The sequence below is a fragment of the Pantoea sp. DY-17 genome, from assembly GCF_019795975.1.
GTDB classification, from domain to species: Bacteria; Pseudomonadota; Gammaproteobacteria; order Enterobacterales; family Enterobacteriaceae; genus Pantoea; species Pantoea leporis.
In genome coordinates this window covers 53,566-78,253 of record NZ_JAIMIG010000002.1, presented here as the reverse complement: position 1 = coordinate 78,253, position 24,688 = coordinate 53,566, and the positions used below count along the sequence as shown (strand labels likewise).

Below are 24,688 nucleotides of genomic sequence, written 5' to 3'. Positions count from 1 at the left end.
CGTTAGCGAAATTTAGCCGGTTATAACACAGAATCCAGAAAGCGCTGAAGCTGACTTAAAAACAGTTCAGGCACTTCCTCATGCGGTGAATGACCGCAAGGTAATGCGTTGCCCTGAATATTGCGCGCTTTATCCCGCCAGGTTTCCACCACGTTATATAACTGGCCAACCGTGCCCTTTTCTCCCCATAACAACAGAAGCGGCGCTTCAATGCGTTTAGCGCTGTCCTGCGCATCATCGTCTAAATCAATCGTCGCCGCGGCGCGATAATCTTCGCACACCGCGTGAATCATCTCTTTATTTTGATAACAGCGCAGGTAATCGTTGAAGATGACCTCCTCGGTGGCGCCCGGCGTTTTTAATTGCCCATCAATGTGTTTACGCAGGAATAATGCCGGATCGTGGCCGATCAGGGTTTCAGGTAATGGATGAGGTTGAATCAGGAAGAACCACCAGAAATAGCGCGTGGCAAACGCTTTGTTGGTTAAGGCGTACATGGTCGCGGTCGGCGCAATATCAACAAACACGCAGCAGGAAAGTTTTTCCGGATGATCAAGCGCCAGCCGATGGCCCACGCGCGCACCGCGATCGTGCCCGACAAATGCCACGCGCTCTAATCCCAACGCCTCGATTAACAGGCTGATATCCTGCGCCATCACTCGTTTCGAGTAAGCGCGATGCGTCTCATCACTCGGCGGCTTGTCGCTGTCGCCGTAACCGCGCAGATCCGGCAGGATTACGCGATACTGCTGCGCCAGCTGCGGCGCAATTTTGCGCCACGCCAGATGATTTTGCGGATGTCCGTGCAGCATCAGCAGTGGCGGACCTTCGCCACCCATCGCAACGCGCAGCGTCACGCCGTTCGCCAGACGCACATCACTCAGCGTAAAGCCGCTGATAAAGGGTGAATCACCGCGTGGCATAATCTCACTCATGCTGGTGCATCCTGTTGGATTTGATCGCGCTTCAGCCACGGACGCTGGGCAAAATGCTGCGCTTCAAACTGGGTGATGTCAGATTCGTACTGTAACGTCCAGTCCACCGCGCTGCCGCCGCCCAATAACATCTCGCGTTTCAACGCACTGACCGAAAAGGCAATGCGTTGATTATTGAAGAGGATCGCCTGTTGTTCCAGCGACACGGTAATGCGATTACTGGTGGCATCGTTCGCCACCGCGCTCAGGCGCTGATAATCCTCTTCGCTTAACGTCAGCGTCAAAACGCCATTGCGCTGGCAGTTATCGTCGAAGATGCCGGCAAAACTGGTGCCGATAATGGCGCGGATGCCGAGCTGATTAAGTCCCCAAACCGCATGTTCGCGGCTGGATCCACAGCCGAAATTGGCGCCCACCAGTAAGAAGGTGGCGTTTTCCCAACCGGCTTGATTAAGAATGAAAGCGGGATTTGGACGGCCGTCGGGCAGGAAGCGCAGGTCGAAGAACACACCGCGATCCAAATCCTTACGATCGATGCCTTTGAGAAACTGCTTTGGCATGATCACATCGGTATCAATATTGGCCGCCGGTAATGGCGCCAGCGTGCCCGTCATGTTGTTAAATGCTTCCATCTCAAACCTCTGCAGTCATGAATTTGCGGACATCAACCAGATGGCCGGCAATAGCGGCGGCGGCAACCATCGCCGGGCTCATTAAGTGCGTGCGCGCACCCGCGCCCTGGCGGCCAGGGAAATTGCGGTTGGTGCCGGATGCACAGCGATCGCCGGGCGCTAACACATCTTCGTTCATCGCCAGGCACATTGAGCAGCCTGATTGACGCCATTCGAAACCGGCGTTGACGAAAATCGCGGCTAAACCTTCCGCTTCTGCTTGCTGACGCACCTGTGTCGATCCCGGCACGATAATGCCGCGTACGTGCGGGGCGATTTTGTGTCCGTCGATAATCGCGGCGGCAGCGCGCAGATCTTCAATGCGCCCGTTGGTGCAGGAACCAATAAAGGCATGCGTGATGGCGATCTCCGCTAACGGCGTGTCGGGTTCCAGCCCCATATATTTCAGCGCGCTCCGCAGCGTCTGCTGTTTCACCGCATCTGTTTCCTGCGCCGGGTCGGGCACGTGGCCGGTAATGGCACTGGCTTGATCCGGGCTTATTCCCCATGTCACTTTGGGTTCAAGATCGCTGCAGTTGATGGCGATGCGGCTATCGAACCGCGCGTCCGCATCGCTGCGTAAATCGCGCCACTCCGCAACGGCCTGCTGCCACAACTCGCCGGTCGGCATTTGCGGTTTGCCGGCGATATAGGCAAACACTTTTTCATCCGGCGCGATAATCGCACCGCGCGCACCGGCTTCCACTGCCATGTTGCACAGCGTCATGCGCCCTTCCATGCTCAGCGCTTCGATGGCAACACCGGCAAATTCAATGGCAAATCCGGTCGCGCCAGATGCGCCAATCTGCTCGATCAGCGCCATGATGATGTCCTTCGCCGAACACCCAAACGGCAGCTCACCGCTCACCGTCACCAGCATGGTTTTTAGGGTGCGATAAATCAGGGTTTGCGTCGCCAGCAGGTGCTCGATTTCCGAGGTGCCGATGCCGAAACCGAGCGCGCCAAACGCGCCGTAAGTGGTGGTATGGCTGTCGCCTGCGGCAATCACCATACCGGGCATTACCAGGCCTTGCTCGTGTGCGACGACGTGTTCGATGCCTTGACGCGGGTCAAGCACATCGAACAGTTCGATGCCAAAATGCGCGGCGTTCTGGCGGAAGTAATCGACTTGTAACTGTCCGCCCGCGTCGGTCATCGCCTCATCACGCTCGGGGCGCGTTGGGTTAACGTGATCGACATTCAGCAAAATGGTGCCCGGATTGCGCACAAGACGCTGGTGATCGCGCAAGCCGCTAAACGCCTGCGGGCTGGTGTACTCATTGAGAATCGAACGATCGATATAGAGCAGCACATGCCCTTCATCATCTAACTTACGAACCACATGCTGATCGATCAGTTTTTCATACAGTGTTTTGTTAGCCATGCCGTTGCCCACGCGAAAAGTAAAACAAGTCATTAGAGACGTTAGGGTAAATCAGTTTGTGCGCGGGGAACGAACACGCTTCGTGAAGTGATGTTTTATGAAATGTGCAGTAGGTAAGTTGGTCGCCATGAACAGCTAAAACATCGCGCACGCTTTGTAGCGGCGCAATTGATTGCGCGATGAATCGCGACGCTACGCAATGTGCATAAAATAGCAGGAGTTTTATTTGACCTAAGTCGCGTCTACCGATATAAAGAATAACCGCGCAGCTTAAGCGGTTTATCTCCGATTAATTCCCCCTTCTGCTTATATTTCACGCTATTTTCTTTTTTGTAAGTTAATTAATTAACACCAATACTTTATTAACTAAAAACAAGTTAATCATTCCGTAACAATCTCTTAATGTGCAAACCGAATTTTTAACGTTCACCTGCATTGCATAATAAGTAGGACTGGAATGACTCACACCAAAAAGATCGTGTCTGCCCTATCGCTGGCAGCGCTGCTTGTCTCTTCAGCGGTTCGCGCTGAAGATGCACCAGAAAAAACTGACGTTCTGTTGATTGGCGGCGGCATCATGAGCGCCTCGCTCGGCACCTGGCTGCAAGAGCTGCAACCGGGCTGGAAACAGCTGATGGTTGAGAAGCTGGACGGCGTCGCGCTGGAATCGTCCAACGGCTGGAACAATGCCGGTACGGGTCACTCTGCTAACATGGAGCTGAACTACACGCCTGAGCGTGCAGACGGTTCAATCGACGTTAGCAAAGCGCTGGAAATTAACGAATCCTTCATGATTTCGCGCCAGTTCTGGACGTCGCAGGTGCAGCGCGGTGTGTTGCACGATCCGCACTCCTTCATTAACTCGACGCCGCACATGAGCTTCGTCTGGGGCGACAAAAACGTCGAGTACCTGACGAAGCGTTACGATGCGCTACAGAAAACCACCCTGTTCCAGGGCATGAAATTCTCTACCGATCATCAGCAGATCCAGCAATGGGCACCGCTGGTGATGGAAGGTCGTGACCCGAACCAGAAAGTTGCGGCAACCTGGACGCCAGTCGGCACCGATGTAAACTACGGTGAAATCACCCGTCAGCTGATCGGTAGCCTGAAGAAAGATCAGAACTTCAAGCTGGAAACCTCGTCAGAAGTCACTGATTTCAAGCGTAACGGCGATAACTCGTGGCACGTCACTATTAAAGATGTGAAGAGCGGCGATAAGCGTTCAGTTGATGCGAAATACGTGTTCATCGGTGCAGGCGGCGGCGCGATTAAGCTGCTGCAGAAAACCGGCATTCCGGAAGCAGATAATTACGGCGGCTTCCCGGTCGGCGGTTCGTTCCTGATGACCGAGAACCCAGAGATCGCTAATCGTCACCTGGAAAAAGTATACGGTCAGGCTTCTGTGGGTGCGCCACCGATGTCGGTTCCACACATCGATTCACGTACTCTCGACGGTAAGAAAGTGGTGCTGTTTGGACCTTTCGCCACCTTCTCCACCAAGTACCTGAAAAACGGTTCGCTGTTCGATCTGCTGAGCGCGACCACCACCAGCAACATCATGCCGATGACGCATGTGGGCATCGACAACTTCGATCTGGTGAAATACCTGATTGGTCAGGTGATGCTGAATGACGACGACCGTTTTGCTGCGCTGAAAGAGTACTATCCAAACGCGCGTAAAGAGGACTGGAAACTGATTCAGGCGGGTCAACGTGTGCAGATCATCAAGAAAGATGCCGAAAAAGGTGGCTTGCTGAAACTGGGTACCGAAATCGTGACCGATCAGCAGAAAACCCTGGCGGCACTGTTGGGCGCGTCACCGGGCGCATCGACTGCTGCACCAATCACCCTCGACGTGATGAAAAAGCTGTTCCCAGAGCAGTTCGCTTCGCCAGAGTGGCAGCAGAAGATCCGCGCTATCGTGCCAAGCTTCGGTCAGAAGCTGAACGGCAACACCGCGCTGACGCAGCAAGTTTGGGACAACACCGCAGCGACGCTGCTGTTGACCAAGCCGCCGGTCATCAACATGGGTGATCAGACGGTTGCGCCAACGCAGGCTAAGCCGCGTACCGAATCAGGCAAACAGGATATGGCGCTGTAATTCCCGCCAGAAGTGAATCAAGCCGGACACTGTCCGGCTTTTTTATTGTCTTTTGTAGGGGCGCCATTAACGACGATCTCACGGAGATTTTTACGACTTTTTATAATCGGTGTAGGCGTTTTGTAAAACCACATGGTCGGCAATATATTTGGCATCGTGCCATACGCCATAAATAAACGATGATGCGCGATTCACCAGATTGGGCAAGCCAAGGAAGTAAATACCCCGTTCGGCGGAAATACCACGTTTATGGAACGGCGCACCATTAGCATCAAAGGCATCCACTTTCAGCCAACTAAAATCAAATTTAAAACCGGTGGCCCAGATAATGCTGGTAATACCTGCGGCCTGTAGATCCAGTTCTGATAATGGATTAATTAAACATTCTGGATCTGGCAATAATTCCCATGCTTGCGGCTCGGGCGGTAAATCCAGGCCATTACGTTCAATATAGGCATCGGCATCACGCAGTACGTCGAAATACGCTTTGTCGCCTTCCGCAATATTGTCCATTATACCCTCAGCAAAGCTCAGCACGCCGTTATCCCAGGTTTTGGTGATCCCCACCAACGTAATGCCCAAGTGCGCCAGTCGGCGAAAATCGACCGTTTTGCCACCTTCATAACCACTCACGGCAAAAGCAACGTGCTGTTTCTTCGGCTTGATTTTGACTTCATCCCATAAGCCCAGCGCGCCCAGCCACCAGCAATAATCGCGGTCACGATAGGAACGTGGCGGACGGTAATGTTCGCCGATGGAGAGCGTCACTTCACGGCCAGATTTACGCAACTCTTCCGCAATTTGTGAGCCTGAAGCACCTGCGCCCACCACCAGCACGCCGCCCTGCGGCAGCTGCTGCGGATTTTTATACGCCGATGAATGGATCTGATGCAGCGCAGCGCTTTCCGGCACGATCTGTGGAAAAGCGGGTTTCTGGAAAGGACCGGTAGCCGCCACCACATTGTCAGCTTCAAATTCACCGGCCGACGTCAGTATCTTAAAACCGCTACGTTCTGGTAGACGCTCAACCGAATGGACTTCCACGCCGGTACGCACCGGCGCATCGAGCATTTTTACGTAGTCTTCGAAATATTGCGCCATTCGCTCTTTCGGTGGGAACGCTTCCTGGGAAATATTATCGAATTTCATTGAAGGAAAACGATCGTGCCAGGCTGGGCCATTGGCAACCAATGAATCCCAACGTTCTGAACGCCAGCGTTCAGCAATACGGCTACGCTCTAACACCACATGTGGCACGCCCATTAACGACAGATGTTCACTCATCGCAATACCTGCCTGACCCGCTCCGACCACCACGGTATTAATTTTTTCTACTGACATGTGAGATCCCTAAAGATGATCGACCCCGATCTTTTCATGGAAAAGAGTAATCAGGTGCCGGATGACTACTATTCAGATTAATAAATGCTGTGCTATTCAATAAACACAGCATTCCGTGCGAATACATTAATGCCCTGCTTCGACGTTCAATATTCTCCCCAAGCCTAAAAACTTATTCGCGATAATTAACATCGTCGCCGTTACGGCAATATAAATAACCGACAGTGCAGCCAGCGTTGGGTCGGCAAATTCACGCACATAGTTGTACATTGCCACCGGTAAGGTCTGCGTCGCTTGCGTGGTAATAAACAGCGAAGCGGTAAATTCGTTGAAGGAGAGAATTGCGGCAAATAACCAACCGCCAAACAAGCCCGGCAAATTCAACGGCACGGTTATGGTCCATACCACGCGCAACGGCGAAGCGCCGAGGCTTGCAGCCGCCATTTCAATACGTTGCTCAAGGTTTTTCAGCGACACATACACGCTGCGCAGCACAAATGGCAGCACCAGCACAACATGGCAGAAGATCACCAGTGAATAACCGCGTCCAATGCCCAACTGCGAGACCAGCATCAGTAAGCCGAGGCCAATGGTGAAGTGCGGAATAAACAGCGGTGACAACAGCACGCCTTCCAGCACCTGTTTACAGGGGAAAGTGTAACGTTCAATGGCAATCGCCAGCGTGGCGCCAATAATTACCGCCAGCGTTGAGGCCCATGCTGTCACAATCAACCCCGAATAGAAGCCGTGACGGAAGTCATCGTAGTTCACAGCACGCTCAAACCAACGCAGCGACCAGCCTTTCGGTGGGAAGAACAGCACCGAGGTGCTGCTGAAGGAAGAGATCAACACCACAATGGTTGGCAGCAACACGAACAACAAAATCGCAATCACCAGCGAGCGTCCCGCCAGGGTAATCAATTTGTCGTTGAGGGATCGGGTCATTTCAGTGGTCTCCCATCGCATGGAGGAAGCGGCTCATACGTTTCAGTGCCATCAACAGCAGAATGGTCAAAATCAAACCGGCAATGCTGAGCGCAGCGGCAAACGGAAAATTCATTGAAGAGAAGCCCAGCTGATACACCATGGTAGCCACGGTGCTGACGCGTCCACCACCAATGAGTTGCGGCGTAGCGAAGGCGCTGAACGTCCAGGCAAACGCGGTGGTCAGGCTGGAAACGATGCCGGGAATCGATAACGGAATGGTCACCGTCAGCAAGGTGCGAATCGGCCCCGCCCCCAGACTGGTGGCGGCTTTCTCATAATCAGGATTGATGTGCGACAGCGCAGTCGCCAGCATCATCACCATGATTGGCATGGTCACGTGCACCAGCGCGACTACCACGCCCGTTTGGGTAAACATAAACTGGATCGGCTTGTTTATCAGACCCATCGCCAGCAGCAAGCTATTGAGGAAGCCGCTATTACCCAGCACGATGATCCACGAATATGTCCGTACCACTTCGCCGAGAAACAGCGGCGTAATGGCGATAATCAAGATGGTGGATTTGATCCAAGTGGTGCGCGTTCTCACCAGCGCATACGCCAGCGGATAACTCATCAGCAGCCCAAAAATCGCCGTTTTCGCACTGAGCATCACCGTGTTGATAAACGCATCGGCATAGATTTTCTTGAATAGACCGTTAAAGTTCGCCAGCGTGAATCCGCCTACATCAAGCGATCCTGGAATATAGGCCCGCACGCTAAACTGCATCACGGCAAACATGGCCACCACCAGCCCAATCGCCGTGAACGTGGCGGGGATAATGAACCAGGGTAAGAATGTCGGTTTTTTCGTCATAGACGTTGCTGCCTGAATAAAGTGTTGCAACTCACCGGGCGGCCAATCGGCCGCCGCTATTTATCAATGTGACATGATGTTTTCAGAGAACCACTGACGCCACTCGGCGGTTTTCTCCGCGCGCAGTTGCGGATCGGTGTTGATGGTGGCATTCCACTGCTCAGGCGTGGTCAGCATGCCAGGCAGCTTCGCCAGTTCTGGATCGATATGCGCATTGGTCACCGTTGGGCTGCCGCGATAAATTTTCGCCACTTCCTGCTGGATTTCCGGTTTCAGCGCGATATTTATGAACTTGTAGGCCAGTTCCGCATGTTTGCTGCCTTTATTGATACCGACGGTATCGACGCCCAAAATCGCGCCCTCTTTTGGCACTGCCAGCTTAATGTTGACGCCTTCTGCAATCATGCTGTAGGCGTTCATCGACAGCATCACCTGTACCGGCGTTTCACCTGTGGAGATCAGCTGCTGGCTGTTGGCATCATCGGTATAGAAGGATTTGATGTTCGGGATCAGCGCTTTCAGCCTGGACTGGCCTTGTTCCCAATGCGCTGCGTCCGAGCCAGAAAGTTTGGCGGACACCGCGATGATATGGCTCGGGTCCCAATCTGGCAGCGCAATCGAGCTCTTCAGTTCCGGACGCCACAGATCGTTCCAGCTGGTAAATTCTTTGCCCTTCGGCACTAAATCTGGCCGGTAGCCGATGGTGTAAACGTAGCCCCACACGCCAAGGTGATACGGGCTGACTTTGGCCTGCTGTACCAGATTCACCGCGTTAGGGATTTTGCTCATGTCGAGCTTTTCAAACAAACCGCTGTTGGCATACAGATAACCGACATGCGCGGTGGTAAAGGTGACGTCAGTTTCCGGCGAACTTCCGGCCAGCTTGGCTTTGTTCAAACGGTCGATGGTGCCGCCGGTGACGAACTGCACTTCTACGCCGGTTTCTTTGGTGAACTCTTTGGCGATAGTTTGATCGATCAGATCCTTAAAGCTGCCGCCCCAGGTGCTGACAATCAGCTTATCTGCGGCCACTGCATTCCCTGCGCTCAATACACACGTGGTCAATAACGTTAAGGCACCCATCTTACGCAACATATTCTTGTCCCCAATGAATGAAATGGCTGTTGTCGCTGCTTTGCACCACCGTCTGGTCCATCGCGTCGCAATGCTCTAAAACAGTGCGAAGGCGGCTCTCGGGTGTTGAAGCGATAATGCCGTTGCGGTGAGATTGGGTAAAACAGCATTTCCCTCGCTGTTGCATCAGGATTTCTGAGGCTAAAAAAGCGGCCTGCTTAACAAGGATTTTCTGAAGCAGGAGTGAGGCAGACGCGAATGGTCGCTGGCGCAAGGACAGGTGATTATGCTGTGAGTCGGAATTTGGCATGAGAAATGCTTGAGTTGAATCGACCTTATTAGAATGACTGACGCGACATGAGCGTGTCAGCGATCTCAGGAGAACCTGCATGCTCAGTCGCATCACCCAGCGTCAGCTGGAATATTTTGTCGCTTCCGGTGAAGCGGGCAGCATTATTGGCGCCTCGGAGCGTATTCACGTCTCCTCTCCGTCAATTTCCGCCGCCATCACCCACATTGAGTCTGAGCTTGGCGTGCAGCTGTTTGTGCGTCACCATGCCCAGGGCGTTTCACTCACCGCAATCGGCCACCAGGTATTAAAAGAGGCCAAACTGATCCTCGAACAGATGTCGAACCTTTACACCATTGCATCGGAATCAATGAACAACGTGCGCGGCCCGCTGCGTGTCGGTTGCCTCGATACGTTAGCGCCAATGTTGACGCCGGAATTGGTGTTTGGCTTTGGCCGCGCCTTTCCCGGCGTGCGTATCTCGCTGGTGGAAGGCAATCATGAGTTGCTGCTAAAACAGCTGCGCTCAGCGGATATCGATATCGCCCTCACCTATGATTTGGTGCCCGCCAGCGATGTGACTTTCCAGTCGCTGGCGCAACTGCCGCCCTACGTGATGGTGGGCGAGCATCATCCGTTCGCCACACAATCCGCGGTTTCGATGCAGGATCTGGCTGCAGCGCCGATGGTGCTGCTGGATATGCCGTGGAGTCGTGAATATTTTCTTGGCTTGTTCAGCGAAGCCGGGGTGACGCCGAATGTGGTGATGCGATCCAGTAGTATGGAAACGGTGCGCGCGATGGTGGCTAACGGTGTCGGCTTTGGTATCGCTAACGTACGACCTAAAGCGCATATGTCGCAGGATGGTAAACGTTTGATTCGCGTGCGGTTGGCGGGGGTTAACAAGGCGATGCAGTTGGGTTATGCCACCATGGCGCAGGTACAGCAATCCAGGGTGGTGAGCGCTTTTGCCGAGCGTTGCCGCATGTTTATTTCCGACCAATATATTCCCGGCATGGCGGCACCGAGTTATTTCGATCCGCAAGTGGTGCGAGTGGCGTGAGATCCTTGGTCGCCATGAATGGCGACCAGCGGTTAATACCCCTGCTGCGGGAAGACCTGATGCAATACCGCTTCGCCGCGTGCGGCGCGCTGGATATTCGCGGCGACCTGCGGTGCCGCGCTGGCCGGAATGGCAACCGAAGCCAGATGCGGCGTGATCAATACATTATCCATACCCCACAGCGCATCTTCGGGCGGCAACGGTTCGCGGTCAAACACATCCAGCGTCGCCTCGGCGATCTGTCCACGCTGCAACGCCTGCGTTAACGCCGCCTGATCAACAATCGCTCCGCGCGACACATTGATAAACGCGCAGCCGTGCGGTAACCGTGCCAGTCGTTCAGCACTCAGTAAGCCCTGGGTTTGCGGCGTGAGCGGCAGCATCACTACCAAAATATCGCTGCTGGCGAGGAAAGCATCCAGCGCGTCTATTCCGCTGCTACAGGTAATGCCATCGATGGTTTTCTGCGATCGTGACCAGCCGCGCACATCCAATCCCTGGCGCGCCAGCTCCTGCGCGGCGTGCGCGCCCAATTCACCCAATCCCAGCACGCCAACGCGCACGGTTTCCGGCGAACGCGGATGCAGGTAATGCCAGCGTCGTTCACGTTGTGCCCGCTCAAAAGCCGGAATGTCACGCACATAACGCAGCACGGCAAACAGCACGAAGCTGGCCATCATCCGCGCCATATGCGGGTCAGACAAACGAACAATGGGGATATCCGGTAAATCATCGCGCCCGACCAGCGAATCAACGCCCGCGCCCAGATTTATAAGCAGTTTCAGCTTGCGATAAGGGGCGAAAAAACCGTGCGGCGGCTTCCACACCAACGCGAAATGCACCTCATCATCGTTTTGCACCTCTTCCGCCCGACAAAGCGTTACGCCCGGCAGATGCGGTGCGAGCAAAGCTGACCACTGTTCAAAACTGTCGAACTCGCTGTAAAAGACTAAAATACTCATGCCGCATTCGCCTTGATCAACTCAACTACCGCATCTATTGCCAGTTCGTAACCAATCACGCCCAAGCCGGCAATAACGCCGGTGGCGGCTTTTGATACCAGTGAATGATGGCGGAACGGCTCGCGTTTCCAGATGTTACTCATGTGCGCTTCGATGATCGGGCCATCAAACATCAGCAATGCATCGAGAATCGGCACCGAACTGTAGGTTAAACCGGCGGCGTTAATGATCAATCCGGCAGCCTGCTGACGCGCTTCCTGAATCCAGTCAACCAGCACGCCTTCGTGATTGCTTTGGCGAAATTGCAGTGTGATGTTGTGTGATGCTGCCCGGCGCTGGCAGCGTTCATCAATGCTGGCAAAGCTTTCGCTGCCGTAAGTGCCGTTCTTGTCCATGCCGTATAGATTAGCGTTCGGGCCGTTAAGGAAAAAAATCTGCTGTGTCATCTGAGCTCCTGAGTCACTGTGCAGTTGTCGCCCGAAAGGGTGACCGAATGACGATTAATGGCGATCAATGCGGGCGCGTGGCGGCCATCGCGGGATGGGCATCGAACAGGGCGAACCACGCGGCAGTCAGCGGATGGTTTGCCCGCCAGTTAAGAGCATCGAAGCGGAAATCGAGATAACCGAGCGCGCAGCCGATGGCAATCAAACCCACGTCATTAGGCTGCGTACTAAAACCCGCAACCTGACATTCAATTTCCCGTAGCGCGGCATGGACTTTTTTCAGCTGAGCATCGGCCCAGCCTTGCCACTGCTTTTCCAATGGGCGGGCACTGAACTCGTAACGCGCCAGCAAGGCGGCATCGATCAAACCGTCGCCTAACGCCTGGCGCGACAAACTCAACCAGCGCGCATCACCCTGTGACGGGATTAAATCGCCCTTCGCGCGGGCATTGAGGTATTCGCATATCACGCGGCTGTCGTACAGACATGCCCCTTGTTCGGTTCGCAGTGCGGGCACTTTGGCTAACGGATTAACGATGGCGATGCGCTCATCACGTTCAACCGGATGCGCCGCCGAATCCAGAAGCTTAATCTCATTCGTGAGCCCAAGACAATGCGCAGTCACCATCACTTTGCGCACATAGGCAGAGGTGGTGGCGTAAAACAGTTGCATCATGCCAACCCTCCTTGCTGATCCACGCTCAGCAACACTTTGCCAATGTTGGCGTTGGCCTCAAGGATTCGATGTGCCTCCGCCGCCTGCGCCAGCGGCAAAATTTGATGCAGCGTGGGTTTGATTTTGCCTGCTACGATCAGCGGCAGCAGATGTTTACGGATGCACGTCGCCAGGCGCGCCTTTTCAGCAGCGCTTTTGGGGCGCAACGTGGAAGAGGTCAAACTCAATCCTTTACGCATCACCAATTGCAGATCGAGCTCGATCTTCGCGCCCTGCATAAATGACAAGCTCACATGACGTCCGCCTTGCGCTAACACGCTAAGATTACGCGCCACGTAATCACCACCCACGTTATCCAGCACCACATCCACGCCTTGCCCTGCGGTTTCCGCTGCAATCACCGCGACAAAATCCTCTTTATGACGATCAATGGCGCGCCAGACGCCAAGCTGTTGCAGCGCCGCAGTTTTGTTGGCACCGCCTGCGGTGGCCACCACACGTGCTCCACAGGCGTGCGCACATTGGATGGCAAAGGTGCCAACGCCGCTGGCGGCACCGTGAATCAGTACGGTTTCACCGGGGGCTAAACGGCCCAGCTCAAACAGGTTGTGCCACACAGTAAATGCCGCTTCGGGGATGCCCGCTGCATGCGCCAACGGCAGATTATCGGGCACCGGCAAACACAACTCAGCGCGCGCCACGCAATAGTCGGCATAACCGCCACCGTTCAGCAGCGCCATTACCGCGTCGCCGATGGTGAAACCACTAACCCCTGCACCTAACGCCACCACGTTACCTGCTACTTCCAGACCGAATACATCTGAGCTGCCCGGTGGGATTGGCATGCCGTTACGCTGCATAATGTCAGGACGATTAACGCCCGCGCTGGCGACGCGAATCAATACTTCACCCGTCGCAGGTTGTGGCACGGCACGTTCTACCACCGTTAACACCTCTGCGCCGCCCGGCTGGCGGGCAATTACCGCGTTCATCATTTCAGGCACCATCGGATTTTATCCTTGCTTAGCGGCGGTAAAGGCGCACACGCCTTCATCATCAAAGGTGATGCCCACTACGCTACCCACTGGCCAGCGGGTTAGGGATTCCAGACCCGACTGGCGCGCAAACAGCGAGGCGCTGCCGAGGGCTGGCACATCAAGATGCACATCAACGTGATCGCCCTGAAACACATGGGTGATCACCGTGGCGCTCAGGAAACAATGCGAAGAGAGCGGCCCCAATTGAATGTTTTCCGGACGCACATACACATCGAGTCGCTCGCCAACGCTCGCCTGCACGCGCTCTGCCGGCATACGCAGCGCGTTGCCGCCCAGCTCAAGCACCGCAGCGTGATCGCGCCCGGCATAACGTCCAGGCAAGATGTTGACGTCACCGACAAAGCCCGCCACAAACGGATCGCGCGGCTGGCGATAGATTTCATCCGGTGTACCGATTTGGCGCACATGCCCCGCTGACATCACCACCACACGATCGCTCATGCTAAGCGCTTCGCCCTGATCGTGGGTGACAAACACCGTGGTGACGCCTAACTTGCGCTGGATGGCCTTCAGTTCGACCTGCATCGATAAACGCAGATTCTTGTCCAGCGCGGAAAATGGTTCATCCAGCAACAAGACTTTTGGACGGATCACCAGCGCACGCGCCAGTGCCACACGCTGCTGTTGTCCGCCGGAGAGTTCACGCGGTTTGCGATGGCCGTAACCCGCCAGTTTGACCAACGCTAATGCTTGCTCAACGCGCTCCGCGATTTCGGCCTTTGGCACCCCGCGCATACGCAGGCCATAACCCACATTTTTCTCCACCGTCATATGCGGAAACAGCGCGTAGTTCTGGAACACAATGCCGATTTCACGCTGGTAAGGGGGGATTTCCGTGACCAATTCGCCATCAATAAAAATCTCGCCGCCATCAGCTTCAGCAAAACCGGCCATCAAATTGAGCAACGTGGTTTTGCCGCAGCCCGAGGGGCCGAGCAGGGTAATAAATTCCCCTTCCTCAATAGTCAGGGAAATTTTGTGCAGTGCGATAGCGTCGCCAAACTTTTTCATCACGCCATCTAACTGTACGGCGATGTTGCTGCTTTTCACTGCGGCGCGTGGCATATCGGGTTGTGGGAATCGGGTGATTTCTGCACTAACCATGAACTCTCCAAAGCAATTGGTGTGACGTTGTCACAGTAATTATTGACTCATCCATGCGGCTAAGCGCTGCAACATGGCGTCACAGGCATCCAACTGAGCGATGCTGATGAATTCGTCGGGTTTATGACCTTGCGCCATGCTGCCAGGCCCACAAATCACGCTGGGAATACCGGCCTGGTGGAACAAGCCGCCTTCGGTGCCAAAGGCTACCGTGCTGAAGTCGCTGGATTGAGTGAGATAGGCGATCAATCGCGCAGCGTCACTTTGCGCATCGGTTAATAACCCGGGATAGCCACTGATAGGATAAAAACGGATCGCGCTGTCCACTGCGACGGCCTGCATACGCGGCACCAGCTCTGATTGCGCGAAGGTCTCGATCTCAGCGGCAACGGCTTGCGCGTCATGCTGTGGCAAGGTGCGCACTTCAAAATCAAAAACACATTCAGCGGGCACAATGTTCAATACAGTGCCGCCACGGATAATGCCGGTTTGCACCGTCGTAAAAGGGGGATCAAAACGTGTGTCATGCTGTTCAGTCTGCGCCAGGCGCTCGCCGATCGCCGTTAATTGGTGAACTAACTGCGCAGCATATTCAATGGCATTGACACCCTGCGGCGCATAGGCAGAATGGCAAGCCGCGCCCTTCACTTCGCAGCGTACACCCAGTTTTCCCTTATGACCGAGCACCGGTAGTAATTCGGTGGGTTCACCAATCAGGCAGATTGACGGCTTTTCCGGGCGCTGCAACAGCGCCTCCAGCAAGGTGCGCACGCCCAGGCAGCCGACCTCTTCGTCATAGGAGATTGCCAGATGCAGCGGCTGCTTTAGCGGCTGTGCCAGAAAATGGGGCACTGCCGCCAGCATGCAGGCGATGTAACCTTTCATATCAGCGGTGCCGCGCCCGTATAACTTGCCATCACGTTCGGTGAGCGTGAACGGTGGCACGCTCCAGTTTTGTCCCTCCACCGGCACCACATCGCTGTGGCCGGAGAGCATCACGCCGCCATCGCCAGCGGGTCCAAGACGTGCATACAAATTGGCTTTACTGCGTTCCGCGTTGTGAATTAGCTCACCGCTTACACCCAAATCATTCAGGTAACGCCAGACGAAATCGATCAATGCCAGGTTGGATTCACGGCTGGTGGTGTCAAACGCCACCAGCTTTTCAAGCAGTTGTCGGCTGGTAAACATGGAAACTCCTACTCGTCGCCCGGCACGCCATAACGGGGTGCCTGCGTTGGATCGATGGCGCGCGTCACGTAATCGTTCATTTGCGGTTGATAAGCCAGCCACAGCTGGTCGAGTTTGCTAATTGGATCGCCATCCGTCCAGTCAACACGCAGATCGACAATCGGCCACACCTGATCATCAACGATCGACAAGGCAGAAGAGTGCACCGGCCCCGCTTCCCCGCCCGCCTGCATGCCCGCTTGCATCGCCGCCATTAAGCGCTCGGCTAAATGACCGGAATGCTGTTCGAAGGCGCTTACCATCGCCGGAATCACCTCAGGATTAGCCAGCAGATTGCCCGCCGCAACACAGTGATGACCGGTTTGCGCGTTATGAATGCCCAGCGTTTTGTCGCCGCTAAAGCAGGCCGTTTGGCCATCGGCGGCTAACACCGTCACCTGGCGATAAAAGGAATAGTCGTCGCTGGCGAGTCCGGCTCTGAGCGCGGCTTCTGCGGTGTCGCCTTGTTGCAGGCGATCAAGAATGCGCGGGCCTAGCGCGGGTAAGGTAATGTTCTGGGTTGATACTGCGCCCACTGCCGCGCGTAGCCATGGGCAACGTGCGCCTACCGCAATGCTGGATGAGCTAATGGCAATGCCGATTTGACCGGTTGCGTCGCAGCGTCCCACAATGGATAACGTCATCGTCTCGCGCCTCTTATTCCGCTTGCCAGTCGTCAGGAATAACCGCGATCACATCGATTTCCATCAACCATTGCGGCTGACCTAAACCGGAAATCACCAAACCGGTGGAGATCGGGAACACACCTTTCAGCCACTTGCCGACCACCTGATACACCGGCTCGCGATAGCGGGGATCAATGATGTAAGTGGTGGTTTTGACGATGTGCGATAAATCGCTGCCCGCTTCTTCCAGTAGCTGTTTAACGTTTTTCATCGCCTGTTCGGCTTGCGCGGCGGGATCGCCTAATCCTACCAGGTTGCCCGCAAAGTCGGTGCCAATCTGCCCACGGACATACACGGTATTGCCCGCGCGCACCGCCTGACAGAGATCGTTATCCAGCGCCTGATTGGGATAGGTTTCTTTGGTGTTGAATTTACGGATGCGAGTATGTGTGGTCATGCTGGCCTGCTCTGCGAAAAAGGGTTTCGCAAGGTATACCCTCCTACGCCTGGCAGCGAAAACAGCATTAACCGAGGTGTTGCTTTGAAAAATCCGAAGGAGCTAACGGTGATGATTTTTAGCATTAAATTGTGAACATCATCACCTGCCGACTAACCGGCGTTTACCGGACGTGCGTTCTGAGGTATACCACCCTCCTTATTCCCCTAACTCTCAGATAAGGATATAAAAATGTTTGCAAAGCAGTATGAGGTGGATGAAAAGCATATCGATTTTCAGGGCGTGGTCGATGGCCTTTATTATCCGTTTTATATGGAGTGGACGCGCCACGCTTATATGCGTGAAGCTTTAGGTATCGATATTGAAGAAGAGTTTAAACAGGGCAAACTTTACATGGTGCTGGAGTATTCCCTGCGCTTTCGTAAGAGCCTGGTGAAAGGTGACAAGGTGGAAGTGACCTGCGTGCTGGCAAAGAATGAGAAGCGTAATCGGGTTAATTTTGTGCAACAGATTTTGGTGAATGGTGTGGTGTATGCCGATGCCACATTTGTTGCCACCTGCCTGCAGAATGGACGCCCTTCCATGCCAGATGCGGTGGTGAACGCGTTAGCGGAAGCATAATGCGGTTTTGGTCATGGTCGCCATGATGGCGGGCGTTTGACCAGGAGAATGATTATCTCCCGCACCGGATGGCGGTGCGGGGGGAACCCGTTTTCCCCTCAGCCTGTTAATAGAGAAATAAATTTCCACATAACATCAGTGACTCAATGACTGGAATCAGTAACTCAATTTTTCATCACTGATGGTGATGCGGTCCCGGCCCAACTGATTCACGCATAATTAATTCCCCGGCAAAGGTTTTGTCATTGCGCATTTCGCCGCCATCCAGCATGGAAATCAGGCGTTCAATGGTTTCCTGAATCATCTCGGTTACCGGCATTTTCACGCTGGATAACGCCGGAATGGTAAACGGCGCCAGCGGGATATCATCGAAACCGATCACTGCCACTTGTGCAGGCACCGCAATCTGCGCGGCCGCCAGCGCTTTGAGCGCGCCCACCGCCATATCATCGTTACTGGCCACCAGCGCCGTGAAATTTCTGCCCTGCTTCAGTAACTGTTGCACCGCTGTCATGCCGTTTTGCGCCTGCCATTTTCCTTCGACCACCAGCGCATCTTCAACGGCAATGCCATGTTTGGTCAGCGCGGCGTGGTAGCCCGCCAGACGTTCGCGGCCGGTCGGCGAATCCAGCGAACCGGTGATAAAGGCGATGTCGCGATGGCCCAGCGCAATCAGCTGCTCCACCGCTGCGCTGCTGCTGCGCTGTTGATCCGAGTAAATGCAGTAACTGTCGTGCTGACGCAGACGTCGGTTAATCACCAAAATCGGGTGTTTATGCTGCGCAATGATGCTATCCATTTCATCGGTGGTGAGAAAACGCGGATAGATGATCACGCCATCGCAGCGCAAATCGAGCAGGAACTGAATGGCCGCACGCTCCTCTTCGGCGCTGTGTTTACCATCCACCAGCAACAACTGACGTCCCTGCTGTTCCATCAGGCGCGCAGAGTGCTGCATCAACTCGCTGAAGTAGCTGCCGGTGTAAAGGGTATTGGTGATCACTAGCCCAATGGTCTGGCTGGATTTGGTCGCCAGATTGCGCGCCAGCAAGTTAGGACGGAAATCAGTAGCGGCAATCGCCTGATACACCTTCTCGCGTTTTTCCTGGCTGACATAGCCGTTGCCAGACAGCACACGCGACACAGTCGCTTTGGATACGCCTGCTACTTTTGCCACCTCGATTATCGTCGCCATGTTTCACTCTTTTTCCATGCTCATTGCAGCAGTGTACCTAAGCCACGAAATAGGCGGCAATTTTTCTGCCATCACCGCATAGCCGTCCAATTAGTCAAAGCGATCAACTTCACACTTTCAACTATCGAATTTTAAATTTCTTGCCTGGATTAGATTGCATCTTCATGATTTTGTGAAACCGGTTTCTCATGATGAAAATTCACGCAGAAACCGTTGTACCCCTACCAAATAATCAGAGATTAAAAATCCATGGCTAAAAATTATGCGGATGTCTCGCGCGCCATCGTGGCTGCGCTCGGCGGCCTGAACAATATCGAAGCGGTGACGCACTGCATGACGCGTCTGCGTTTCGTGGTGAAAGACAGCGCCAGCATTGATAACGCCACACTGAAAGCCATTCCCGGCGTGATGGGCGTGGTGCACACCGACACGCAGTGTCAGGTGATCATTGGTAACAATGTGAACCTCGCTTATCAGGAAGTGTTGAAGCTCGGCACGCCGAACAGCGATGGCGCCGTGCCAGTGAAACGCAAAATCACCTTGCGCAGCATCGGTGCCGGTATTCTTGATGCGCTGGTGGGCACCATGTCACCGTTGATCCCGGCGATTATTGGTGGCTCGATGGTAAAGCTGTTGGCGATGGTACTGGAGATGAGCGGCGTGCTGGAGAAAGGCTCTTCCACACTGATCATCCTCAACGTGATAGGTGACGGCGCGTTCTTCTTCCTGCCGATTATGGTGGCCGCCTCCGCCGCGCTGAAATTCAAAACCAACATGTCGCTGGCGATTGCCATCGCGGGTGTGCTGGTGCATCCCAACTTTGTCGATTTAATGGCGAAAGCCGCACAAGGCCAGGCGGTGGAATTTGCTTACATTCCAGTGACGGCGGTGAAGTACACCTACACGGTGATTCCGGCGTTAGTGATGACGTGGATTCTGTCGCATATCGAATACTGGGTTGATCGCATCACGCCTGCGGTTACCAAGAACTTCCTCAAGCCGATGCTGATTGTGCTGGTGGCCGCGCCGATTGCCATTGTGCTGATTGGACCGCTCGGCATCTGGATTGGTAGCGGCATTTCCGCGCTGGTCTACACCATTCACGGCTATCTTGGCTGGTTGTCGGTGGCGATTATGGGCGCGCTGTGGCCGCTGCTGGTGATGACCGGGATGCATCGCGTGTTTACCCCCACCATCATTCAAACCATCGCCGAAACCGGCAAAGAAGGCATGGTGATGCCATCGGAGATCGGGGCCAACCTGTCGCTGGGCGGTTCTTCGCTGGCGGTGGCATTCAAAACCAAGAACCCTGAATTGCGTCAAACCGCTTTTGCGGCGGCGGCATCGGCGATTGTCGCGGGCATTTCTGAACCGGCGCTGTATGGCGTGGCGGTCAGGTTGAAACGTCCGCTGATCGCCAGCCTAATCAGCGGCTTTATCTGCGGCGCAGTGGCCGGGATTGGTGGGCTTGCCAGCCATTCAATGGCCTCACCAGGCTTGTTCACCAGCGTACAGTTTTTCGATCCCACCAATCCGATGAGCATCGTGTGGGTCGCTGGCGTGATGGTGCTGTCGGTGGTGCTCTCCTTCATTCTGACGTTGATTCTCGGCTTTGAAGATATCCCGGTCACCGAGCCCGCACAGCTAAAGCCGGTGACGGATGATGCCAACCCCGCCAACGTTAATTTATCCAAGGTGTAAAAGAGGTTTTTATGTCTGAAGTGACATTTCCAGAGGGATTTTTGTGGGGCGGCGCATTAGCCGCTAATCAGTCAGAGGGGAGCTATCTGGCGGGCGGTAAAGGTTTAACCACGGTGGATATGATCCCCCACGGTGCGCATCGCATGCCGGTAAAGTTGGGCCTGGAAAAGCGCTTCGAACTGCGCAGCGATGAATATTACCCAAGCCATAACGCCATCGATTTTTACCGTCGCTATAAAGACGATATCGCTCTGATGGCAGAAATGGGTTTTACCGTGTTCCGTACCTCGATTGCCTGGAGCCGTATTTATCCGCAAGGCGATGAATTGACGCCAAACGCGGAAGGCATCGCGTTCTATCGCAGCCTGTTTGAAGAGTGCCAGAAATATGGCATCACGCCGCTGGTGACGCTGTGCCACTTCGATGTGCCGATGCATTTGGTGACCGAATACGGTTCGTGGCGCAATCGCAAAATGATCGAATTTTTCAGCCGCTATGCGCGTACCTGCTTTGAAGAATTTAACGGTCTGGTGAAGTATTGGCTGACCTTTAACGAGATCAATATCCTGCTGCACAGCCCGTTTTCCGGTGCAGGTTTGGTGTTTGAACCGGGCGAAAACCCGGAGCAGGTGAAGTATCAGGCGGCGCATCACGAGCTGGTGGCAAGCGCGCTGGTGACCAAAATCGCCCATGAAATTAACCCGGAAAACCAGGTCGGCTGCATGCTGGCGGGTGGCAACTTCTATCCGTGGTCATGTAAGCCGGAGGATGTATGGGCCGCGCTGGAGAAGGATCGCGAAAACCTGTTCTTTATCGATGTGCAGGCGCGCGGCGCTTATCCTTCGTATGCCGCGCGGGTATTCCGCGAGAAAGGCGTGGAGATTGCGATGGAAGCGGAAGATGCCGCTACGCTGCGTCACACCGTTGATTTCGTCTCCTTCAGCTATTACGCCTCACGCTGCGCCTCGGCAGAGATGAACGAGCAAAACAGCAGCGCCGCCAACGTGGTGAAATCGCTGACCAATCCGCATGTTAAACGCAGCGATTGGGGCTGGGGCATCGATCCACTCGGTCTGCGTATCACCATGAACATGATGTATGACCGCTACCAGAAGCCGCTGTTTCTGGTGGAAAACGGCCTCGGCGCGCACGATGAAATCAATGCTGACGGCGAGATTAACGACGATTACCGCATCAGCTATCTGAAAGAGCATATTCAGGCGATGGGCGAAGCGATTGCCGATGGTATTCCGCTGATCGGTTATACCACGTGGGGCTGCATCGATTTGGTGGCGGCCTCGACCGGCGAAATGAGTAAGCGTTATGGGTTTGTTTATGTCGATCGTGATGACAAAGGCAACGGCAGCCTGGAACGCATCCGCAAAAAATCATTCTGGTGGTACAAGCAAGTGATCGCCAGCAACGGGCGGAATCTGGAGGCGCTGTAAATAAGTGGTCGCCATGAATGGCGTAATGCTTGTCTGTTAAAAAGCATTTTTAGTTCTGGTGCGGGCGCTGACATGTCTGCGCCTCTGGCAAATGTGCGGTTTTCAACAACACGCATTGAAGGTTCGGAGCAGGCCGGGGGCACTTTTGGGCCGGCAATCCGCAGCGCTGAACGAAGCGAGGAAGCCAGCAGAGCCCGCAGGACGCGGGCGAAAGGCGGAGCCGGGACAGGGAAGTCCCGTCTCCGCCGGTGCGTCAGGCAGACGAGCGAAGTGAAGGTACCGCGCTAGCGGCGCGAGGACCGCCGGACCAAAAGTGACCCTGGCCTGCGCTCTCGCCGCTGATATTGCTGACGACTCTAAGTGGCTGCCTGACGCTGCAAAACTTCCCTTTGACGCGGCGTGGCGGCTGGCCACGCTTGTTGCGGGAACAGATAGAGCCGAATACTGAACAGATGAAACAGCGGCGTCAGCACCCTTTCGTCGCGCTTCGCCAGTTGTTCCAGCTTCAGCAACAGTAAATCCAGCTCCTCCTGCAAACCCGCATGCGGTGGGGTTTGCAGTGACTTCAGGCGGCGTTTGAGAAACAGCGCCAGCTCATGAAACATCTGTCCACTATCCAGATGATATTGCTGCAGCAGCTCTTTGTGGCGCGCGTAATAATCAAAGCTATTCACGCCCAGCCACACTTCCTTGAGCAACATGCCGGCGGAACGCATATCGGGATGCGGATCGAGCCGTAAGCGCGGCAACACCACATTCACTTTATCCAGCATCAGGCTGATAAAACGTTGCCGTCCCAGCAGTGACGAACCGTTTCGTTCGGTCTCTTTGATAAAGCGCAATAGCTCGCGCAGACCTTGTCGCACGGCGCGGCGCGCGGTCCATGATGGGCGTTTGTTACGCATGATGGCGGTGATGATTACCGCAAACATCACGCCCGCCATGGTGGCAATCGCGTTATTGATTAGCAGGACCAAATCAGGTTTTAAATGGTGGCCGAGGCCGATAAAGCCGGGGATCTGAATCGCTACGCTCAGGCCTATCATGTTGGTCGAGGGCCGCGCGATCATCAGCGCCAGAATCATCAGTCCGGGTGCAAGACAAATCATCAGCGCTTCAAACGAGGTGGCTTGCGGCAGCAGCAGCGCCACATAAATTACGCTGATAATGATCGCCACGATTACGCCACGTACAAACAGCTTCATTGAAGTTAGCGGCGTATCCTGGCTGGCGAGCAATGAGCAGAGAATAGCCGCCATCACCGGTGCCGATGCGCCATCACGCCAGCCCGTTCCCATCCATAACAAGCAGGAACCGAAGGTGGCACAGAACGCGGTTAACGCCGAAAGCCGAATTAACCCTTTATCAAAAAAGCGGTGCGTGCGTTTGCCGCGCGCCAGTGTAGTGTCGCCCGACAGGTCGCTTACCAATCCACCAACGCTTTGATAGGCCCCGGCAATACGGACAAAATCCGCCAGCCGTTCCATTAATCCGGTAAAAAGCAGCCAGTTTTCAGTAGGCAAGTCGCCGTTTTGCCAGGCGAGGTTAAGTTCAGCCTGACAAGCGCTTAACGTCTGCTGGATGCCGCTGGTTTCCCCTACCGCTTCACCATCATTGAGCCACTGTAGAAACAGCTGAAAGGTTTGCGCCACGTTTTCCGGAAAGGCGATTTGCAGTATCGAGAGCCGCTGCAGGCGCATCTCAATAGCCGTCAGCGTCGGGATCAAATAGGAGAGATGTTGATACTGCACGCTGACCAGGCGAATCAGTCGCCGCGCGGCGTCACCTTCATAAACGCAGTGGGTAATCAGCACTTCCACCTGCTGCGGATGCGTTGCCATGCGGATCAGAATATCGTCACGCTCGGGCGAACTGTCGCTGGGAATGCCGGAAAGCAAATCGCTGCACAGTTTCCGCGCGTTGAGATACCAGTGGCTGACACTCTGCTCCAACAGACTGCGCATCGATACCGGAAACAACAGCGCATGCACAAGGCTGCTGCAGACGATGCCGAGCGTGATCTCTTCTATACGCGAAATCACCGTGCTGGTGATCGACAGCGGCGTGGTGACTTCCGGAAAACCCATGATCGCCGCGCTGTAACCGGCCAGCATAAACACGTAACTCTTCGGCGTGCGGTCGTGCAGTGACAGATAGAGGCAAACGCTGACCCATAACGAAATGCAGAAACAGAACAGCAGCGGATGCTGCACAGTCGGCGGAAAGATAAAGAAGACGAATACGCCGCCCAATAGTGTCCCCAGCAGACGGAACACCGATTTGGAAATGGTTGAGGCGGAATAGAGCTGTGACGCGAGCAACACCGTGGTCACCGCCCACGCCGGTTTATCCAGATTCAGTTCCAGTGCGAAATAGAGTGCCAGAAAGGCGGCCAGACAGGTTTTTACAGCAAAAAAAACGGCGTTTTTTGAAAACCACTGCATGACACGGTGACCAGGATGTACTGAATGTTGCGTATCCTGCCAGAATGTGAAAAAGCCT

At 54.6% G+C, this 24,688-nt stretch carries 23 protein-coding genes; 5 read left to right on the top strand and 18 right to left on the bottom strand.

The features are described from left to right. Positions 1 to 20: 20 nt before the first annotated feature. The 3 genes from K5Y33_RS10815 to leuC are packed head-to-tail and all read right to left on the bottom strand — an operon-like array spanning position 21 to position 2,990. A complete protein-coding gene (locus tag K5Y33_RS10815) occupies positions 21 to 935 on the bottom strand; it encodes an alpha/beta fold hydrolase (RefSeq protein WP_222233918.1) in 915 nt (304 codons plus the stop codon). Next, the gene (gene leuD, locus K5Y33_RS10810) at positions 932 to 1,567 is read right to left on the bottom strand and encodes a 3-isopropylmalate dehydratase small subunit (protein WP_222233917.1); all 636 of its coding nucleotides are present in this window, start codon (positions 1,565 to 1,567) and stop codon (positions 932 to 934) included. The genes K5Y33_RS10815 and leuD overlap by 4 nt, the downstream gene beginning before the upstream one ends. A 1-nt stretch (position 1,568) precedes the next feature. Continuing rightward, positions 1,569 to 2,990 (bottom strand): 3-isopropylmalate dehydratase large subunit, encoded by a 1,422-nt coding sequence (leuC, locus tag K5Y33_RS10805; RefSeq protein ID WP_222233916.1) that lies wholly within the window; start codon positions 2,988 to 2,990, stop codon positions 1,569 to 1,571. 457 nt (positions 2,991 to 3,447) lie between these two features. On the opposite strand from leuC, the gene mqo reads away from it, so the two are divergent. Beyond that, on the top strand, positions 3,448 to 5,094 hold the full coding sequence (mqo, locus tag K5Y33_RS10800) for a malate dehydrogenase (quinone) (RefSeq protein ID WP_110866851.1): 1,647 nt from the start codon (positions 3,448 to 3,450) through the stop codon (positions 5,092 to 5,094). A gap of 90 nt (positions 5,095 to 5,184) precedes the next feature. On the opposite strand, the gene K5Y33_RS10795 is transcribed toward mqo, so the two are convergent. From K5Y33_RS10795 to K5Y33_RS10775, 5 genes are all read right to left on the bottom strand, one after another. Continuing rightward, positions 5,185 to 6,435 carry an NAD(P)/FAD-dependent oxidoreductase gene (locus K5Y33_RS10795; RefSeq protein ID WP_192234785.1) on the bottom strand — a complete coding sequence of 417 codons (1,251 nt, stop codon included), beginning with the start codon at positions 6,433 to 6,435 and terminating at the stop codon, positions 5,185 to 5,187. 126 nt (positions 6,436 to 6,561) lie between these two features. Beyond that, on the bottom strand, positions 6,562 to 7,380 hold the full coding sequence (locus K5Y33_RS10790) for an ABC transporter permease (protein WP_222233915.1): 819 nt from the start codon (positions 7,378 to 7,380) through the stop codon (positions 6,562 to 6,564). 1 nt (position 7,381) lies between these two features. Continuing rightward, complete coding sequence (locus K5Y33_RS10785; protein ID WP_222233914.1) at positions 7,382 to 8,236, bottom strand: ABC transporter permease; 855 nt, start codon at positions 8,234 to 8,236, stop codon at positions 7,382 to 7,384. A gap of 63 nt (positions 8,237 to 8,299) precedes the next feature. Beyond that, the gene (locus K5Y33_RS10780; protein ID WP_222233913.1) at positions 8,300 to 9,331 is read right to left on the bottom strand and encodes a polyamine ABC transporter substrate-binding protein; all 1,032 of its coding nucleotides are present in this window, start codon (positions 9,329 to 9,331) and stop codon (positions 8,300 to 8,302) included. After that, positions 9,321 to 9,620: a hypothetical protein gene (locus K5Y33_RS10775; protein ID WP_137387343.1), complete on the bottom strand. Its 300-nt coding sequence runs from the start codon at positions 9,618 to 9,620 to the stop codon at positions 9,321 to 9,323. Before K5Y33_RS10775 ends, K5Y33_RS10780 begins: the two co-directional genes overlap by 11 nt. A gap of 79 nt (positions 9,621 to 9,699) precedes the next feature. On the opposite strand from K5Y33_RS10775, the gene K5Y33_RS10770 reads away from it, so the two are divergent. Further along, positions 9,700 to 10,662, top strand: a complete 963-nt coding sequence (locus K5Y33_RS10770; RefSeq protein ID WP_137387342.1) for a LysR substrate-binding domain-containing protein — start codon at positions 9,700 to 9,702, stop codon at positions 10,660 to 10,662. A 32-nt stretch (positions 10,663 to 10,694) separates the two neighbouring features. On the opposite strand, the gene K5Y33_RS10765 is transcribed toward K5Y33_RS10770, so the two are convergent. The 8 genes from K5Y33_RS10765 to K5Y33_RS10730 all read right to left on the bottom strand — a co-directional run bounded on the left by K5Y33_RS10765 (position 10,695) and on the right by K5Y33_RS10730 (position 17,221). After that, the gene (locus K5Y33_RS10765; protein WP_222233912.1) at positions 10,695 to 11,624 is read right to left on the bottom strand and encodes a glyoxylate/hydroxypyruvate reductase A; all 930 of its coding nucleotides are present in this window, start codon (positions 11,622 to 11,624) and stop codon (positions 10,695 to 10,697) included. Beyond that, the gene (locus K5Y33_RS10760) at positions 11,621 to 12,070 is read right to left on the bottom strand and encodes a type II 3-dehydroquinate dehydratase (protein WP_137387340.1); all 450 of its coding nucleotides are present in this window, start codon (positions 12,068 to 12,070) and stop codon (positions 11,621 to 11,623) included. Before K5Y33_RS10760 ends, K5Y33_RS10765 begins: the two co-directional genes overlap by 4 nt. 64 nt (positions 12,071 to 12,134) lie before the next feature. Continuing rightward, the gene (locus K5Y33_RS10755) at positions 12,135 to 12,746 is read right to left on the bottom strand and encodes a glutathione S-transferase family protein (protein ID WP_222233911.1); all 612 of its coding nucleotides are present in this window, start codon (positions 12,744 to 12,746) and stop codon (positions 12,135 to 12,137) included. Then, complete coding sequence (locus K5Y33_RS10750) at positions 12,743 to 13,741, bottom strand: NAD(P)H-quinone oxidoreductase (protein WP_255610294.1); 999 nt, start codon at positions 13,739 to 13,741, stop codon at positions 12,743 to 12,745. The genes K5Y33_RS10755 and K5Y33_RS10750 overlap by 4 nt, the downstream gene beginning before the upstream one ends. A gap of 18 nt (positions 13,742 to 13,759) precedes the next feature. After that, complete coding sequence (locus tag K5Y33_RS10745; protein WP_222233909.1) at positions 13,760 to 14,908, bottom strand: ABC transporter ATP-binding protein; 1,149 nt, start codon at positions 14,906 to 14,908, stop codon at positions 13,760 to 13,762. A gap of 39 nt (positions 14,909 to 14,947) precedes the next feature. After that, entirely contained in the window at positions 14,948 to 16,099 is a 1,152-nt protein-coding gene (argE, locus tag K5Y33_RS10740; protein WP_222233908.1) for an acetylornithine deacetylase, read from the bottom strand. An 8-nt stretch (positions 16,100 to 16,107) separates the two neighbouring features. Then, positions 16,108 to 16,782 (bottom strand): DUF1028 domain-containing protein, encoded by a 675-nt coding sequence (locus K5Y33_RS10735; RefSeq protein WP_192234764.1) that lies wholly within the window; start codon positions 16,780 to 16,782, stop codon positions 16,108 to 16,110. 13 nt (positions 16,783 to 16,795) lie between these two features. After that, the gene (locus K5Y33_RS10730; RefSeq protein WP_008106850.1) at positions 16,796 to 17,221 is read right to left on the bottom strand and encodes a RidA family protein; all 426 of its coding nucleotides are present in this window, start codon (positions 17,219 to 17,221) and stop codon (positions 16,796 to 16,798) included. A gap of 231 nt (positions 17,222 to 17,452) precedes the next feature. On the opposite strand from K5Y33_RS10730, the gene K5Y33_RS10725 reads away from it, so the two are divergent. Further along, positions 17,453 to 17,842 (top strand): thioesterase family protein, encoded by a 390-nt coding sequence (locus K5Y33_RS10725; protein WP_222233907.1) that lies wholly within the window; start codon positions 17,453 to 17,455, stop codon positions 17,840 to 17,842. A 175-nt stretch (positions 17,843 to 18,017) separates the two neighbouring features. Here the strand turns inward: K5Y33_RS10725 and K5Y33_RS10720 are convergent, their stop codons facing one another. Then, positions 18,018 to 19,037: a LacI family DNA-binding transcriptional regulator gene (locus K5Y33_RS10720; protein ID WP_222233906.1), complete on the bottom strand. Its 1,020-nt coding sequence runs from the start codon at positions 19,035 to 19,037 to the stop codon at positions 18,018 to 18,020. A 249-nt stretch (positions 19,038 to 19,286) separates the two neighbouring features. On the opposite strand from K5Y33_RS10720, the gene ascF reads away from it, so the two are divergent. Next, positions 19,287 to 20,738 (top strand): PTS cellobiose/arbutin/salicin transporter subunit IIBC, encoded by a 1,452-nt coding sequence (gene ascF, locus K5Y33_RS10715; RefSeq protein ID WP_222233905.1) that lies wholly within the window; start codon positions 19,287 to 19,289, stop codon positions 20,736 to 20,738. Positions 20,739 to 20,749: 11 nt separating this feature from the next. Beyond that, the gene (locus K5Y33_RS10710; RefSeq protein WP_222233904.1) at positions 20,750 to 22,186 is read left to right on the top strand and encodes a 6-phospho-beta-glucosidase; all 1,437 of its coding nucleotides are present in this window, start codon (positions 20,750 to 20,752) and stop codon (positions 22,184 to 22,186) included. 356 nt (positions 22,187 to 22,542) lie between these two features. On the opposite strand, the gene K5Y33_RS10705 is transcribed toward K5Y33_RS10710, so the two are convergent. After that, positions 22,543 to 24,630, bottom strand: coding sequence for an FUSC family protein (locus K5Y33_RS10705; protein ID WP_222233903.1), 2,088 nt, complete (start codon positions 24,628 to 24,630; stop codon positions 22,543 to 22,545). Positions 24,631 to 24,688 lie beyond the last annotated feature (58 nt).